The organism is Vibrio sp. 9-16B-A1 (genome assembly GCF_056726165.1).
In genome coordinates this window covers 124,172-141,153 of sequence record NZ_JBSDZD010000009.1, presented here as the reverse complement: position 1 = coordinate 141,153, position 16,982 = coordinate 124,172, and the positions used below count along the sequence as shown (strand labels likewise).

The window sequence follows — 16,982 nt, the reverse complement described above, 5'->3', positions numbered from 1 at the left end:
TCAGGTGTCATCATGTCAGAAACTAATCAGACAACTGTGAGTGAAAGCGGTGCCTATGAGGTACTCAAAGCCCGTCTGTCCCAGCAGGGAGACGGACTTAAACAACTCACGCAATCTTTCAATTTACAGCGCCAGCAGGTCTTTGGCGGCCAGGACATGCAACTGGTCGGCAAAGTAAATGCCCAGACCGAAACGCGCTGCATTCCTGTCGATATGGCCCAGGTGAACCAGCAACTTCTGTTTGGTTATCAGGTTCACCTTGGCATGAAGAGCGTCCCGGCGCTCAGTGACGTGTTCGGCCTTTATCAGCTGCACTTCGAAGAAGGGACTTTTCGGCTCGAACCCTGCAGCCTGGAGGGGAGTTTTTTAGCCGACTCCCGCTTTACCGCCGAGCTGACGGAGCTGTTTACCTATTACAAAGATACCAGGCTGGCGCAGATATCCCGCCAGGAGCAGATGCTGTACCTGGTATTTCAGATTGGCATGCGGCCGGAAGACTGTAAGGTTTTCCGCTTTGAGATCGGTAAAGGCGCGGTACGCTACCTCGACTCTCAGGGTCATGCCAGTCTGAAAGACGTTCCTCAGCATGATTTTGAATGGATCCCGACCACCAGGGACGATCATGTTCCGGGGAATCATCCTCACATCTCGATTCAGGATAAGCTGTTTGTTGAGTGTGTTGGCGGGGATCTGACGATCAAGATCGAAGACAACACCGATGATGGTCAGGGGATCTATGCCGAAGAAGTTGAAGATCCTCACCAGAGCGTGGCAGACGCAGACGTTGAATATGCCCTTATCGGCGATCTTATCGCGCTTCGGATCCTGCCCAACCGGGAAAAGCATTTCCGATACTTTATCTATAACCCGATTAACCAGTCGGTGACCCGGGCCGATGCGCTGGATATCAGCGCCAGGATCCTGCCGGAAAATCACGGCGTGCTCTATTCGCACGGTTATGTGCTGGCGAACGGGGAAGCGCGTCAGTTTGATCTGCCGTGGCAGCAGCTGGAGTTTTTCCAGAAGATCGCGTCGCCAAACGGGGAAGATGTACTCTACTTCTTCTTCAATGCCCAAAAGGGCAGCTATGTGGCATTTACCTACAACATGATCGAGAAGCGCTTTTCTGCGCCGCTCGAAAGCCATGGTTACAGTATCTATCCCGATGGCCGGATGCTGATATTTCAGCTGGCGGACAACGCAGAAGCTTCCACCCTGCATCCCATCCGTATCTGGGATACGCCGTTCTCTGCGGCGGAGTACTACACCAGCCGAAGCGGTCAGCAGGGGGGCGGTGGTCCGCTGTTTAATCTGGGGAATGCCGAGCTGGTCCGGGCGCTCTCTTCAGTGCTTTCCATCTGTCATCTTGCCCGCAGCGAAGAGGTGACTCAGGCGTCGTATGAGGTACTGCTCAGGCAGTGTCAGGCTACTCTTGACCATTACGACTGGCTGAAGGAGGAGTATGCGCTGGGAATAGGCAGTGCCATCGAAACCCTGATGGATACTGCCGGAAACATCATCGGCGAGTTTATTAAAGTCCGTCAGCTGACCACACACGCCGAAGAGAGTCTGCAGCAGCAGAAGCAATTGGTGAACGGCCTTGTTGGTAAGATCAAACTGGCTCCTGGCGATCAGGCGGCGACGTTACTGACGCTGCTGGCAGAAGTTAAACGTCAGACCGGTGCGGTGATGTCGCTGCGCCAGCAGCACTATATGGATCAGGATGGTATCGCGGCGCTGCTCGCTACCCTGCAGCAGGAGCGGGATATTTTAAATACCCGTCTGCTTAGCCTGCTTCAGGATGAAAAAGCCTATCAGCCATTCCATCAGCAGCTTCAGTCAGTGGAAGAGGCACTGTCAGAGACCGGCAAGACAGCAGAGCTCAGTCAGCTTCAGAAAAAAACTGAGCAGCTCAGGGCTGAGTTGCAGCTGGTTTCGGAAGAAGTCGCGGAGATAGAAACTGAAGATCCGACTCAGGCAACCCGCATCCTTGAGCTGACAGCAGAGGTCTCATCAAAACTTAATACGGTCTCCGCCCGGCTGAGAAACAAAGCTCAGCAGCTGCAGAGCGATGAAGCCAAAGCCGAGTTCGGTGCCCAGATGAAGCTGCTCAACCAGTCGGTCAGCAGTGCGATGGAGCAGGCCGCAACGCCGGATGAGTGTGACAACCAGCTGGCGAAGCTGCTGGGTTTGATGGACAAACTCGAATCCCGCTTTGCCCATTTCGACCAGTTCCTGACGGAGATTTACACCCGCCGGGATGAAGTTCAGTCCACGCTGGAAAATCATAAACAGCAGCTGGTGGCTGCGTTGCAGCGACGGGTGAAAAACCTGTATCAGGCAGCGCAGGTTACCCTGGCCAGTGTTGAAAAGCGGGTTAACCGTTTTGACAGCGCCGATGAGCTCAACGCCTATTTTGCTACCGATGCCATGGTGCAAAAGCTGCAGCAGCTGTCTGAATCTGTGCGTGAGCTGGGTGACAGCGTAAAAGCGGATGACGTGGATGCGAAACTTAAGAGCATCAAAGATCAGTCGCTGCGCGCTCTGCGCGACAATCAGGACATTTTCGAGCAGGGAGGTAAAGTCCTGCGCCTTGGCCGGCACCGTTTCAGTGTCAATCAGCAGGCGCTGGACCTGAGCCTGGTCGAGCATCAGCAGCAGCTGTGTACCCATATCACCGGCACCGATTTCTACCAGCCGGCTGATGTCTCAGGGCTGGACTCACTCAGTCAGGCATCCCGGCTGGATATCGTTTCTGAGAGCGACCGGGTGTACCGGGCGGAATATCTGGCCTGGCTTATCCTGGAGCAGGCGCAGGATCCCGGTGCAGAGCTGAGTGCGGAGAAACTGCATAAAGCCTCCGGCAGCAAGAGCATGACGGAACTGGTGCAGCGCTTTGCTGCGCCCCGCTATCAGGAAGGATATATAAAAGGGATCCACGATTATGACGCTGTCCGGTTGCTGGAAAAAATCCTGCCGGTTTACCGTGAATCGGGATTGCTGAGATTCAGTCAGGCGGTCCGGGCGCAGGCGATGCTCTGGCTGTTCGGCCTCAGCAAAGAGGCGCTGAACGGGTACACCGAACGCTGCCGAAATGCCTGGCTGATGAAAGAACACCTCGGCAGTCTGGAAGCGTTTGAGCAGCTTCAGCAGCAGCTGAGTGAGGCGTTTTCCGGTGATGACTGCGGCAGCGTGGCTGAGTATCTGATCCACCTGCTGGCTCAGGAACAGGCGGGGATTGAGGTCAGTAAAGATGCCTGGTCCCTGTGTGAGGATTACCTTCAGTTCCGCCGCAGTCTGGGATGGCGGGCCGCTCCGGCGGATCCGCATCAGGATTTTGCGGATCACCTTCAGTGGCTGAGGGCTTATACCGGCAAACATCAGTATGGTGAAGCTTTTGTGCAGGAAGCGGCGGCGATCGCCGTGTGTCAGAAGATGACGGCCCTGCCGCTCAGGGGCGTGGATTTCTCCCTGGTCGCAGAGGTGGATGGACTGCTCGGTGAACACGCGCTGGTGCGTGACGGGAAACGAGCTCTGGTACTGGATGATTTTCTCAGCCGTTGTGAGCATCACCATAAGGTGGTCAGGCCCGCGTTTGATGAGTATCTGCGTCTGCGCGGAGCACTGCTCTCTGATGCTAAAGAAGCGTTCCGTCTGGATGAGTTCCGGGCCCGCCCACTGACTTCATTCGTGCGTAACAAACTGATAAGCGACAGTTATCTGCCGCTTATCGGAGACAACCTTGCCAAGCAGATGGGAACCCTTGGGGACAACAAGCGTACTGACCTGATGGGCATGCTGCTGCTTATCTCCCCGCCGGGTTACGGTAAAACCACCCTGATTGAGTACATCGCTCATAAACTTGGTCTGGTGTTTATGAAGGTCAACGGACCGGCTCTGGGTCATCAGGTGACGTCTCTCGACCCGTCTGAAGCGCCGGACAGCAACGCCGCCCGGGAGGTTGAAAAGATTAACCTTGCACTGGAAATGGGCAATAACGTCCTGCTGTATCTGGATGATATTCAGCATACCAGCCCGGAGCTGTTGCAGAAGTTCATCTCGCTGTGTGATGGCTCAAGACGTATTGAGGGCTGCTGGCAGGGTAAAAACAAAACCTATGATATGCGCGGCAAAAAATTTGCGGTGGTGATGGCCGGTAACCCGTATACCGAAACCGGGGAAGCGTTCCGTATTCCGGATATGCTCGCCAACCGTGCGGATATCTACAACCTGGGTGACATGCTGTCTGATCAGCAGCAGGCGTTTGAGCTCAGCTTTATCGAAAACTCACTCACCTCAAACCCGGTGCTGGCTCCTCTGGCGACCCGTGATCTGGCGGACCTGTACCGTTTTGTGCGTATGGTGGATGGCGAGAACATCGCGCTGAGCGAAATGAGCCATGCATACTCTTCCGCCCAGGCTGATGAAATCGTTCAGACGCTTGGAAAGCTGATGCATGTGCAGAAAGTCGTTCTGAAAGTGAACCAGCAGTACATTCAGTCGGCTGCACAGGCCGAAGAGTACCGCACTGAGCCGCCGTTTAAGCTGCAGGGCTCTTACCGCAACATGAACAAACTGGCTGAGAAGATCTCAGCGGTGATGACCAGCGAAGAGCTGGAAACCCTGCTCTGGGATCACTACCAGGGTGAGGCGCAGACCCTTGCCGGTGGAGCAGAAGAGAACCTGCTTAAACTGGCACAGTTAAGCGGCTCTCTGGACCAGGAGCAGGCTCAGCGCTGGCAGGAGATCCTGCTGGGTTATCAGAGAAAGAAAATGACGGGCGATTCAGATGACAGAGCCGGCCAGGTGGTTCAGCAACTGGTGACGCTCAATCAGCACATTGCCCGGTTTGGCAGGGAGGAAGTATGAATCAGGAACAATGGTCACAATGGCTGCAGAGCTCACTCTGTGACGGGCGGCTCGATGACTTTGAACGCCGGGAGCTGCATGCCCGGCTGACGGAATCATCACTGTCCCGTGAAGAGCGTTCAGCGCTGCGTAATATGAGCTTTCGTATTGCTCACAAAGCACTGGAGAGCGGGGAGGATGCACCGCAAACCCTGAGGTGGCTCGAGAGGGTGGTGAAAACACTCGACAACAGTCAGAACCGGGATACTGCGGGTTCTGAGATTGCGGGAAGCTGGTTCTCCCCCGGGCGCTCCTGCGTTAACGGGATCGTGGAGCAACTCAGGCAGGCCCGTCACTCAGTGGATATCTGCGTGTTTACCATCGCCGATGACACACTGAGTAAACAGGTGCTGGCGGCGCATAAGCGTGGGGTAAGAGTTCGCGTTATTACCGATAATGACAAGTCGCTGGACCGCGGCAGTGACATTGACTGGCTGGCAGAGAAAGGCGTGGAAGTGAAAGTGGATACCACCCTTCATCACATGCATCACAAGTTCGCCATTTTTGACAACAAACGGCTGATTAATGGCAGTTTTAACTGGACCCGCAGCGCGACCCAGCACAATCAGGAAGACATTACCCTGACCGGGGACCCGCGCTTTGTTCGCGAGTTTGGGGCGCGTTTTGAGAGCCTGTGGCAGCAGTTTCCCTGCCACGAGCCGGTAAGCTGACAGGAGAGCAGAATGAAAGAGGTAGTTATGAGCCAGCAGGAAGAGCAGGACGTGCCGTGTACACAGCCCTCTGAGCAGGTGATTGAACTGGCAGACAAATTTGATCCGTTTGATACGGTTGCCACCATCACCTTTGGTAAAGAAGCGCTGGAGGCGATCACTGCGTTTTCGGATGGAGTGCTTGAGCAGGTTCGGGTACGGGATTCCGGTGAAGCCGGAGAGGTTCTTCAGTCGATGGTTGAGGCGATGGACAAAACCGATCTCAGCCAACTGGAAAAAAACAGTATTTTGGCGAAGCTGCCCCTGTTTGGTGAGTTATTCGACTCGTTTAAGAAGTTCACCACCGGATTTGATTCGGTGAAAAAGCAGCTCGATTCGCTGGTGGTCAGCCTCGAAGGTCAGGAGCAGAAACTGGCTTATGATATTAATCAGCTTGACGGGCTCTATCAGCACAATCTGGAGTTGCTGACCGGGCTGGAGCAGTACATAGAAGCGGGTCGCTATAAGCTTGAGTACCTGAACCAGCAGTTGTTGCCTGAGCTGCTGAAGGCAGCAGAAAAGAGCGGGGATCCGCTGGAAGCGCAGAAGCACCGCGATGCGACTCAGGTGATTGCCCGGCTTGAGAAGCGGGTTCACAACCTTGAACTGACCCGGCTGGCGGCAATTCAGACTGCGCCTCAGATCCGTCTTTCTCAGGAAGGGAACAAGATGCTGATGGAAGATATTCAGGATATCGTCCATAACACTTTCCCGTTGTGGAAACGCCAGTTCCTGATCGCGATCTCCAATTATGAGAAAGAGAAAGCACTTAAAGTCACCCGTGCTGTGAAGGATTACACCAATAAGCAGTACGTGAGAAACGCAGAGAAGCTTAAGGTGCTTGAAGAGCAGATAGCGGAAAACTATCAGCGCGGTATTCTGGATATTGATTCTCTGCAGACGGTGAATCAGCTGACGATTGAAACGCTGAACAATACCCTTGCCCGGGTAAAAGAGGGCAGGGAGCAGCGTGAGAAAGCGCAGCAGGTGATTGAGAAAGCAGAGCATGAGCTTAAACTCGCCCTGCAGCAGTCACTGACTGATTAAGAGCAAAAACGGCAGCGCAAAACGCTGCCGTTTTGTTATTCTTGGGGCAGAGTTTTTCCCGGAGTAATGCAATGAGTTCAAGTTTAAGTTACCTGCTTGGTCAGGCGCTGCTGGCTTCTGAGCAAATCCTTGCTACAGCAGAGTCGTGCACCGGTGGGATGATCAGCGCAGCGGTGACGGATATCGCCGGCAGCTCAGCCTGGTTTGACCGGGCGTTTATTACCTACAGCAACCAGGCCAAAACCGACATGCTGGGTGTTGAAAGCGTGGCTCTTGAGCAGCATGGTGCCGTCAGTGAAGTGGTGGTGAAGCAGATGGCTGCCGGTGCACTTGAGCGTTCGCTGGCAACGCTGAGCGTTGCGGTGAGCGGAATAGCCGGGCCAACTGGTGGCAGTGACGAAAAACCGGTAGGAACGGTCTGTTTTGGATTCGCCGGTGAAGATGGCTGGAAGGTGCAGCAAACCCTGCACTTTTCCGGAGACCGTGACGCGGTGCGCCGCCAGGTCACTGAGCACGCTTTGCGGGTGCTTTATCAGTATGTGTCGGATGGATCAGATTTTTCACCTGCTGACTAAATTTTTTTCATACAGGTATGGACACTGTATGAATCAACAGTATAATAATTTCCATCAACAGGGAGCCAGGCTCCTTTGCAAAGAACAATGATTCTATACTCATCCGCCTGTGATGGGTAAACCGGAGAAAGTAATGGACGAGAACAAACAGAAAGCGCTCGCCGCTGCGCTGGGACAGATTGAGAAACAGTTTGGTAAAGGCTCGATTATGCGCCTGGGTGACAACCGTGCGATGGACGTTGAAACCATCTCTACCGGTTCGCTTTCTCTGGATATTGCCCTTGGTGCGGGCGGTCTGCCGATGGGCCGTATCGTAGAAATCTACGGTCCGGAATCTTCGGGTAAAACCACCCTGACTCTTGAGCTGATCGCTGCGGCCCAGCGCGAGGGTAAAACCTGTGCCTTTATCGATGCTGAGCACGCGCTGGATCCGGTTTATGCCCGTAAACTGGGTGTAGATATCGACGCGCTGCTGGTTTCCCAGCCGGATACCGGTGAGCAGGCGTTGGAAATCTGTGACGCTCTGGCCCGCTCTGGTGCGATTGACGTTATGGTTGTGGACTCAGTTGCCGCACTGACACCAAAAGCAGAAATCGAAGGTGAAATGGGTGACAGCCACATGGGTCTGCAGGCACGTATGCTGTCTCAGGCGATGCGTAAGCTGACCGGTAACCTGAAGCAGTCTAACTGTATGTGTATCTTCATCAACCAGATCCGTATGAAGATTGGTGTGATGTTTGGTAACCCTGAAACCACCACCGGTGGTAACGCACTGAAATTCTACGCTTCTGTTCGTCTTGATATCCGTCGTACCGGCTCTATTAAAGAAGGTGACGAAGTGGTGGGTAACGAAACCCGCATCAAGGTTGTGAAGAACAAGATCGCGGCGCCGTTTAAGCAGGCTGAAACCCAGATCATGTACGGTCAGGGCTTTAACCGCGAAGGTGAGCTGATTGACCTTGGCGTGAAGCACAAGCTGGTGGAAAAAGCCGGTGCATGGTACAGCTACAATGGCGACAAGATCGGCCAGGGTAAAGCAAACGCGTGCAAGTTCCTGCGTGAAAACACTCAGGCAGCCAAAGAGCTGGATACCAAACTGCGTGAAATGCTGCTGACACCAGCGCAGGCAGAAGAGCCTGAAACCGGTGAGATGCCAGAGAAAGAACTGTAAGTTCTGACCTGACTTTTTGTTTCCTGGGCCCCGGAATTCCATTCCGGGGCCTTTGTTTTATCCGGAGATCCCATGTACTCCAGACCTTCAAATTCCAGACCCTCCCTGTCGGCGAATGAAGCTGCGGTTCAGTTGCTCAGCCGCCGTGATCACGGTGAACACGAGCTGTATCAGAAGCTGCTTGGTAAAGGTTACCCTGAGCAGGAAGTGGCAGCAGCCCTTGGCCTCTGCATTGAATACGGTTATCTCGATGACCTGCGTTATGCCCGCAGTCAGGTGCGTCAGCACATCAGCAAGGGACACGGCGAGCGGCGTATTCGTCAGGAGCTGAAACAGAAGCGGGTGGGAGAAAGCGATATCGAACAGGCGCTGGAGCAGGAGGGGACCGACTGGTGTGAGCTGGCCCGCCAGGTTGCGCAGAAGAAGTTTCCTGATGGCCGCTCACAGGAGCCAAAGCTGTACGCCAAACAGGTCCGTTTTCTTCAGTACCGCGGCTTTGACTTTGACCAGATAAGTTACGCCCTCAGCCCGGACGAAGACCAGTAGCCAACCTGCGCTCTGCCAGACCCGACAGCCTGTCCGGGTGGTATTTATGACTTTTTTTTCACCCCGCCAGCGTGCGGGGTGTTTTTTTTGCATTTATTGACAGAAATATTGCCTGATTTTCATGTTGTTAGATAATTTCATCGTAAATTTAAGCCATGTTGAAGAAAATTAGGCGATCCGGTGAGCATGATCTACAATACGGCAAAATTCTAACTCGACTATTTTCCCAGGAAGAGCTGCATGTACATGAGCACTGATGAGGTGCGCAACGCGTTCCTCAAATATTTTGAAAGCAAAGGACACCAGATCGTAGATAGTTCATCGTTGGTGCCTGCCAATGACCCAACCCTGTTGTTTACCAACGCGGGTATGAACCAGTTCAAAGATTGTTTCCTTGGCCTGGAAAAACGTGCCTACACCCGGGCGACCACTGCCCAGCGTTGTGTACGTGCAGGTGGTAAACACAACGACCTGGAAAACGTAGGTTTTACCGCGCGTCACCACACTTTCTTCGAAATGCTGGGTAACTTCAGCTTCGGTGATTACTTCAAAGAAGACGCGATTAAATTTGCATGGGAGTTTCTGACTGACGTTCTGAAACTGCCACAGGATCGCCTGCTGGTGACCGTTTACGAAACCGATGACGAAGCGTTTGACATCTGGAACAAGCAGGTAGGTGTTCCGGCTGACCGCATCGTGCGTATCGGCGACAAGAAAGGCGGCAAACCTTACGAGTCAGACAACTTCTGGCAGATGGGTGATACCGGCCCTTGTGGTCCGTGTACTGAAATTTTCTACGATCACGGTGAGCACATCTGGGGTGGCCGCCCTGGTACACCTGAAGAAGACGGTGACCGCTTTATCGAGATCTGGAACAACGTATTTATGCAGTTCAACCGTCACGCTGACGGCACCATGGAACCGCTGCCTAAGCCATCGGTAGATACCGGTATGGGTATCGAGCGTATCTCTGCGATCATGCAGGGCGTGCACTCGAACTACGAGATTGACGTATTCCAGACCCTGATTAAAGCTGCGGCAGAAGTGACCGGTCACGAAGACCTGTCTAACCAGTCACTGCGCGTTGTGGCTGACCACATCCGTTCGTGTGCATTCCTGATCGTTGATGGTGTTATGCCGTCAAACGAGGGCCGTGGTTACGTGCTGCGCCGTATTATCCGCCGCGCGGTTCGTCACGGTAACAAGCTGGGCGCGCAGGGTTCATTCTTCTACAAACTGGTTGCGACCCTTGCTGATGTAATGGGTACAGCGGGTGAAGAGCTGAAGAAGCAGCAGGCAGTAGTTGAGAAAGTTCTGCGCATCGAAGAAGAAAACTTCGGTCGCACCCTGGAGCGCGGTATGGCGATCCTGAACGAATCTCTGGACAGCCTGGAAGGTAAAGTACTGGACGGTGAAACCGTATTTAAGCTGTACGACACCTACGGCTTCCCGGCTGACCTGACCAACGACGTTGCACGTGAAAAAGGCTTCTCTATCGATGAAGAAGGCTTTGAAGCGGCGATGGAAGCCCAGCGTCAGCGCGCGCGTGAAGCGGGCCAGTTTGGCACCGACTACAACGCAGCGATCAAGACCGACGCTCAGACTGAATTCTGTGGCTACACTTCTGCGAACGGCAGCAGCGCGGTAGCGGCTCTGTTTGTTGAAGGTGAAGAGGCTCAGTCTCTGTCTGCCGGCGACAAAGCGATTGTTATCCTGGAGCAGACTCCGTTCTACGCAGAGTCAGGCGGTCAGTGCGGCGACAGCGGCGTACTGAAGACCGAATCTGGCCTGTTCAAAGTAGAAGATACCCAGAAACTGGGTAACGCGATTGCGCACCACGGCGTACTGGCCGAAGGCGTACTGGCTAAAGGCGATGAAGTTTCCGCTGAAGTTGATGCAGAACGCCGTGCGGCTATCTCGCTGAACCACTCAGCGACTCACCTGCTGCACTCAGCCCTGCGTGAAGTTCTGGGTGAGCACGTGGCTCAGAAAGGCTCGCTGGTGAAGGCAGAGAACCTGCGTTTTGACTTCTCTCACCTTGAAGCGATGACTGCTGATGAGATCAAACAGGTTGAGCGTCTGGTGAATGCCCAGATCCGCCGTAACCACACCATCGAAACTGCAGTGATGGATATCGAAGCGGCAAAAGCCAAGGGTGCGATGGCGCTGTTTGGTGAGAAGTACGATGACGAAGTGCGCGTACTGTCGATGGGTGAGTTCTCAACCGAGCTGTGTGGTGGTATCCACGCAGACAACACCGGTGATATCGGCCTGTTTAAGATCACCTCTGAAGGTGGTATTGCAGCGGGCATCCGTCGTATCGAAGCGGTAACCGCAGATGCAGCGCTGGATGCGATTGAAGCGCAGAACGCGAAATACGAAGAGAAACTGAATGAGTCAGCGGCGAAAGCCAAAACTCTGGAAAAAGAAATTCAGCAGCTGAAAGACAAGCTGGCGTCGCAGGAGAGTGCAAACCTTGCAGGTCAGGTGAAAGAGATTTCAGGTGTGAAAGTACTGGTAAGCCAGCTGAACGGCGCGGATAACAAAGCGCTGCGCGGCATGGTCGATGAACTGAAAAACCAGCTTGGCAGCGGCATTATCATGTTGGGTAATGTCTCTGGCGATAAAGTTGGTTTGATTGCAGGCGTTACCAAGGATCTTACCGGCAAAGTAAAAGCCGGTGAACTGGTGAACATGGTCGCCCAGCAAGTGGGTGGTAAAGGAGGCGGTCGCCCTGATATGGCACAGGCAGGTGGTAGTGATGCAAATGCACTGCCGGCAGCACTGGCGTCAGCAGAAGGGTGGATTGCTGAGCGCCTTTAAGTAATACCAGTCTACATAATTATCTGGTCGCCCTTGCTGGTTAAACCCGCTGTTTTCCGCGTTGGAGATTTTGTAATTAGCACCACTGGTTACGGCAATCTCCGTCTTGAAAACAACGGGTTTTCCTGCGCAAATGGCTGACCCGCTACTTATTCCGACTGGTATGGCTGCGCTCTATACCACTAATTTAACAACGGGGATTTAAGCCCCAGGAAGGTGAAGAGAAAAAATCGTGACAACTCAAGTGCATAACTCACTGATCGTGCAGAAATATGGTGGTACATCAGTCGGCTCAACAGAGCGTATTGAAGCAGTTGCTGAGCGAGTTATTAAGGCAAAGCAGCAGGGACACAGGTTGGTAGTTGTGGTCTCTGCTATGTCCGGTGAGACTAACCGTCTCATGGATCTTGCACAGCAGATTGATGCTGTGCCTGCAGCGCGGGAACTTGACGTTCTCTTGTCGGCGGGGGAGCAGGTCTCAATGGCCCTCCTGGCTATGGCTCTGAATAAGAAGGGGATTGACGCAGTATCGTTAACCGGGTGGCAGGCTGGAATCCAGACCAACACTCAGCATAACGATGCAAGCATCGACAGTATAGATACCCGGACGATTGAGTCATATTTAGCAAAAGATCATGTTGTGATCGTCGCTGGTTTTCAAGGCATTACTGATAAGGGTAATATTACAACATTAGGACGTGGTGGCTCAGACACCACAGCCGTAGCACTGGCAGGCGCATTATGTGCCGACGAGTGTCAGATTTTTACCGATGTTGATGGCGTTTATACCTGTGATCCAAGAGTGGTATCATCCGCCCAACATTTAAAGCAGGTCGATTTTCCGAGTATGGAAGAGATGGCCTGCAAGGGAGCCAAAGTGCTTCATCTTCCTTCTGTGCAGCACGCCTGGAAACAGAGTGTGCCGCTCAGAGTGCTTTCGTCTTTTTCTGATAACCCGGGTACCCTGGTGAAAGGAGAGAAGGCGGGCAAAACGATTTGTGGTCTGGCTTTGCAGCGTGATCTCACGGAGGTTCAGGTTGCCAAAGACGGTCTGCATAATTTAACCAGTCAGTGTCAGCTGCTCGGCATTGACGTTTGGGGTGTGATTGAGACAGAAGAATCCGCTGGAGCTGTGATTAACCAGGCTGCGCTGGCTAAGCTCTCTCTGATTCTGTCTGACAGCATACTTGCAACCCGGGTTGTGAGCGCCGTCAACGCGGTTGGTGGTGCTGCCGGAGAGTATTTGGCTGCGATGAAGACGGTGCTGGATGAAAACAGCATTGCGCTTTTTGGCACGGAATACGCCTCAGGTTCGGTCGCGATGTTTGTTTCACCGGACCAACTCGATCTTGCAGCGAATCTTGTTCACAATTCCTTTGTAGTGGCAAACGCAGAGCTTGATGAAGAGCAGGCGCTTATGGTTTCATAGCTGACAGTGATGGAACATAACCCTGTATATATTTACTGACATCAGATAAAGAATAAACTCAAGAGATGACTCAAGGAGCACAAGAATGCTAATTTTGACTCGCCGTGTAGGTGAAACGCTAATGATCGGTGACGAAGTGACCGTAACTGTTTTGGGTGTAAAAGGTAACCAGGTACGCATCGGTGTAAATGCACCAAAAGAAGTATCGGTACACCGTGAAGAAATCTACATGCGAATTCAGGCTGAAAAAGGGACCGGCGGTCCTGCTTCAGGTAACTACTAAAATCGCATTAAGGTCAGCCGTCAGGCTGGCCTTTTTTTATGCCCGGTGTCTGCCCTGACGGGCAGGAAGCACATTTTTACGCCGCTTTGGTTAAATACCCAACGCTTAAGCGAAATTTAGCAAATTTTGCCAAGAAAGTGTTTGACTTATTTTTGGTAAATCGTAATATGTGCCTCCGCAAGACGGTGAGGTGGCCGAGAGGCTGAAGGCGCTCCCCTGCTAAGGGAGTATACGGTTTGTAGCCGTATCGAGGGTTCGAATCCCTCCTTCACCGCCATTTCTTGCACTGCGCGCTCGTAGCTCAGCTGGATAGAGTACCTGGCTACGAACCAGGCGGTCGGAGGTTCGAATCCTCCCGAGCGCGCCATTATTCCTGTTTAGGGAACAATAAGGTGAGGTGGCCGAGAGGCTGAAGGCGCTCCCCTGCTAAGGGAGTATACGGTTTGTAGCCGTATCGAGGGTTCGAATCCCTCCCTCACCGCCATTATTGACCTGAGGTCAATTTTTTTGTTCCATAAGCTTAAAAATGTGATACACTTCACATTCTGCGCGCTCGTAGCTCAGCTGGATAGAGTACCTGGCTACGAACCAGGCGGTCGGAGGTTCGAATCCTCCCGAGCGCGCCATTATTTAAAATTAGGGCTCAGGCCTTAATTACAATTTGATTTATACTGCGCGCTCGTAGCTCAGCTGGATAGAGTACCTGGCTACGAACCAGGCGGTCGGAGGTTCGAATCCTCCCGAGCGCGCCATTATTTCAAATTAAGGCTTATGCCTTGATTACAACCTGATTGTTGCGCGCTCGTAGCTCAGCTGGATAGAGTACCTGGCTACGAACCAGGCGGTCGGAGGTTCGAATCCTCCCGAGCGCGCCATTCTTTTAAATTGAGGCTCAGGCCTTGATTACAATTTGATTTATACTGCGCGCTCGTAGCTCAGCTGGATAGAGTACCTGGCTACGAACCAGGCGGTCGGAGGTTCGAATCCTCCCGAGCGCGCCATTATTTCAAATTAAGGCTTATGCCTTGATTACAACCCGATTGTTGCGCGCTCGTAGCTCAGCTGGATAGAGTACCTGGCTACGAACCAGGCGGTCGGAGGTTCGAATCCTCCCGAGCGCGCCATTCTTTGAGAGCCCCGCTTTATGCGGGGTTTTTCATATCTGCAACATTTCCATTTCTTTTCCTTTACATCATCTCATTGTTTTTACAGGTTAAAATCGTTTTTTTAACTGCCTCTCAGTATTTTGCATTTAACTTGCGTATCTTATGAGCAGGTTACTAATGTGGTAATTTTGTGGGCCGTGTTAGCGCCTTTATTAAACAAAATTGACAATTTTTCACCAATCGAGATAATCCTAGACCCTTGTCCCTGTATTTCTCAGGGCCACACGTTGTCAGGATGACATTGAAAGGAAGCAAAATGACAAATATTGGAAGTCTGCTGGGAGAGGCGGCCGCGATGATGCTGACAGGCATGGTCACGGTATTTATGTTCCTCACTGTTCTGGTATATCTGGTTCGATTGATGTCGGCACTGGTCCCGGAGGATGCCCCGGCACCTGCACCGGCCGTTGCCCGCCAACCTCAAACATCTTCAAATTCATCTGCTGTTAAGCCACAGGTTGTGGCGGCGATCTCAGCCGCGGTACATCAGTACCGGACGTCAGCAGCCAAATAGGTTCTTAAAAAGGAGTTTATGAGCATGTCTAAACCACTTGCTATCACCGATGTGGTGTTGCGTGACGCCCATCAGTCGCTGTTCGCTACCCGTATGCGGATTGAAGATATGCTGCCTATCGCAGCAGAACTGGATAAAGTCGGTTACTGGTCGCTGGAAACCTGGGGCGGCGCTACGTTCGATTCATGTATCCGCTTTTTGGGTGAAGATCCGTGGGAGCGCCTGCGTGAGCTGAAAAAAGCGATGCCAAATACCCCGATGCAGATGCTGCTGCGTGGCCAGAACCTGCTCGGTTACCGTCACTACGCCGATGACGTGGTAGAAAAATTTGTAGAGCGTGCCCATGCCAATGGTATGGACGTGTTCCGTATCTTTGATGCGATGAACGATGTACGTAACTTCCAGACCGCGGTAAAAGCTGCGGTGAAGTCCGGCGCACACGCACAGGGTACCCTCTCTTACACCACCAGCCCGGTGCACAACGCCCAGACCTGGGTGGACCTCGCTAAGCGTCTTGAGGACCTTGGCTGTCACTCCCTGTGTATCAAGGATATGTCCGGTCTGCTCAAGCCTTATGAGGCAGAAGAGCTGATCAGCAGCATTAAAGAGTCATGTGATGTGCCGCTGGCGCTGCACTGCCACGCGACCACAGGCCTGTCGACTGCGACCGCAGTTAAAGCGGTAGAAGCGGGTATCGACATTCTTGATACCGCGATCTCGTCAATGAGCCAGACTTATGGCCACACGCCAACGGAAACTGTGGTCGCCATGCTGCAGGGCACTGAGCGTGATACCAACCTGAAACTTGAGCAGCTTGAGCCGATCGCGGCTTACTTCCGTGAAGTGCGCAAGAAGTACGCCAAGTGGGAAGGGGCGCTGAAAGGTGTGGACTCCCGTATCCTGATCGCTCAGGTACCTGGCGGCATGCTGACCAACATGGAAGGCCAGCTGAAAGAGCAGGGCGCAGCAGACCGTATCGATGAAGTACTGGAAGAGATCCCGAAAGTTCGTAAGGATCTTGGCTACATTCCGCTGGTAACCCCGACTTCTCAGATCGTTGGTACCCAGGCGGTGATCAACGTGCTGACCGGTGAGCGTTATAAGAGCATCACCAAGGAAACCGCTGGCGTGCTGAAAGGCGAATACGGCGCAGCACCAGCCGAAGTGAACGCTGAACTGCAGGCCAAAGTGCTGGAAGGCGCAGAGCCGATCACCTGTCGTCCTGCTGACCTGCTTAAGGCGGAGCTGGAAACCCTCTCTGCAGAGCTGTACGAAAAAGCACAGGCAGACGGTATCAAGCTGGCTGAAGAGCGCGTGGATGATGTTCTGACTTACGCTCTGTTCCCTCAGGTTGGCCTGAAGTTCCTGAAAAACCGTAACAACCCGGATGCGTTTGAACCAGCGCCAGGCACAGAGCCTGCACCGGCTCCTGCGCAGGCCGCTCCGGCTCCGGCAGCGGGTGGCGTTGAGACTTACAGCGTGAAAGTTGACGGCCAGGTTTACGATGTGGAAGTTGGCCCGCAGGGACAACTGACTTCAGTAACCCCGGCTCAGGCTGCTCCGGCAGCAGCTGCTGCACCGGAACCGGCTGCAGCAGGTGAAGATATTAACGCTCAGCTGGCGGGTAATATCTTTAAGGTCAATGTGGAGCCTGGCTACCAGGTCGAAGAAGGCGACGTACTGCTTATCCTTGAAGCGATGAAGATGGAAACGCCGGTTACAGCACCGAAAGGTGGTGTGGTGCAGAACATCCACGTGAAAGAGGGGGATTCTGTTGCGGTTGGCGCACCTCTGGTGAGCATTGGATAAG

At 53.2% G+C, this 16,982-nt stretch carries 11 protein-coding genes and 8 tRNA genes; all 19 read left to right on the top strand.

Annotated features, from left to right (window positions below; translation table 11 throughout):
- Nucleotides 1-12: 12 nt before the first annotated feature.
- The 19 genes from ACVB80_RS15465 (at nucleotide 13) to oadA (ending at nucleotide 16,981) form a co-directional block, all read left to right on the top strand.
- Nucleotides 13-4,869: a DNA repair ATPase gene (locus ACVB80_RS15465; RefSeq protein ID WP_481082181.1), complete on the top strand. Its 4,857-nt coding sequence runs from the start codon at nucleotides 13-15 to the stop codon at nucleotides 4,867-4,869.
- A complete protein-coding gene (locus tag ACVB80_RS15460; RefSeq protein WP_481082180.1) occupies nucleotides 4,866-5,579 on the top strand; it encodes a phospholipase D-like domain-containing protein in 714 nt (237 codons plus the stop codon). Before ACVB80_RS15465 ends, ACVB80_RS15460 begins: the two co-directional genes overlap by 4 nt.
- Before the next feature lie 27 nt (nucleotides 5,580-5,606).
- Nucleotides 5,607-6,665, top strand: coding sequence for a toxic anion resistance protein (locus tag ACVB80_RS15455; RefSeq protein ID WP_481082270.1), 1,059 nt, complete (start codon nucleotides 5,607-5,609; stop codon nucleotides 6,663-6,665).
- A 71-nt stretch (nucleotides 6,666-6,736) separates the two neighbouring features.
- On the top strand, nucleotides 6,737-7,240 hold the full coding sequence (gene pncC, locus ACVB80_RS15450; protein WP_481082179.1) for a nicotinamide-nucleotide amidase: 504 nt from the start codon (nucleotides 6,737-6,739) through the stop codon (nucleotides 7,238-7,240).
- Between the two features lie 133 nt (nucleotides 7,241-7,373).
- Entirely contained in the window at nucleotides 7,374-8,411 is a 1,038-nt protein-coding gene (gene recA, locus ACVB80_RS15445; protein WP_481082178.1) for a recombinase RecA, read from the top strand.
- 72 nt (nucleotides 8,412-8,483) lie between these two features.
- Nucleotides 8,484-8,957, top strand: a complete 474-nt coding sequence (gene recX / locus ACVB80_RS15440) for a recombination regulator RecX (RefSeq protein WP_481082177.1) — start codon at nucleotides 8,484-8,486, stop codon at nucleotides 8,955-8,957.
- A 240-nt stretch (nucleotides 8,958-9,197) separates the two neighbouring features.
- Nucleotides 9,198-11,780, top strand: coding sequence for an alanine--tRNA ligase (gene alaS, locus ACVB80_RS15435; protein ID WP_481082176.1), 2,583 nt, complete (start codon nucleotides 9,198-9,200; stop codon nucleotides 11,778-11,780).
- A 244-nt stretch (nucleotides 11,781-12,024) separates the two neighbouring features.
- Nucleotides 12,025-13,209 (top strand): aspartate kinase, encoded by a 1,185-nt coding sequence (locus ACVB80_RS15430; protein ID WP_481082269.1) that lies wholly within the window; start codon nucleotides 12,025-12,027, stop codon nucleotides 13,207-13,209.
- 85 nt (nucleotides 13,210-13,294) lie between these two features.
- Nucleotides 13,295-13,492, top strand: a complete 198-nt coding sequence (gene csrA, locus ACVB80_RS15425; RefSeq protein WP_481082175.1) for a carbon storage regulator CsrA — start codon at nucleotides 13,295-13,297, stop codon at nucleotides 13,490-13,492.
- 184 nt (nucleotides 13,493-13,676) lie between these two features.
- A tRNA-Ser gene (locus tag ACVB80_RS15420) sits at nucleotides 13,677-13,769 on the top strand.
- Between the two features lie 13 nt (nucleotides 13,770-13,782).
- A tRNA-Arg gene (locus ACVB80_RS15415) sits at nucleotides 13,783-13,859 on the top strand.
- 24 nt (nucleotides 13,860-13,883) lie between these two features.
- Nucleotides 13,884-13,976 (top strand) — tRNA-Ser (locus ACVB80_RS15410).
- Nucleotides 13,977-14,041: 65 nt separating this feature from the next.
- Nucleotides 14,042-14,118 (top strand) — tRNA-Arg (locus ACVB80_RS15405).
- Between the two features lie 49 nt (nucleotides 14,119-14,167).
- Nucleotides 14,168-14,244 (top strand) — tRNA-Arg (locus ACVB80_RS15400).
- A 46-nt stretch (nucleotides 14,245-14,290) separates the two neighbouring features.
- A tRNA-Arg gene (locus ACVB80_RS15395) sits at nucleotides 14,291-14,367 on the top strand.
- 49 nt (nucleotides 14,368-14,416) lie between these two features.
- Nucleotides 14,417-14,493: transfer RNA gene (locus ACVB80_RS15390), tRNA-Arg, on the top strand.
- Nucleotides 14,494-14,539: 46 nt separating this feature from the next.
- Nucleotides 14,540-14,616: transfer RNA gene (locus tag ACVB80_RS15385), tRNA-Arg, on the top strand.
- A gap of 298 nt (nucleotides 14,617-14,914) precedes the next feature.
- Complete coding sequence (locus ACVB80_RS15380; RefSeq protein WP_481082174.1) at nucleotides 14,915-15,172, top strand: oxaloacetate decarboxylase subunit gamma; 258 nt, start codon at nucleotides 14,915-14,917, stop codon at nucleotides 15,170-15,172.
- A 24-nt stretch (nucleotides 15,173-15,196) separates the two neighbouring features.
- Nucleotides 15,197-16,981 (top strand): sodium-extruding oxaloacetate decarboxylase subunit alpha, encoded by a 1,785-nt coding sequence (gene oadA / locus ACVB80_RS15375; RefSeq protein ID WP_481082173.1) that lies wholly within the window; start codon nucleotides 15,197-15,199, stop codon nucleotides 16,979-16,981.
- The last annotated feature ends 1 nt before the right edge of the window (nucleotide 16,982 follow it).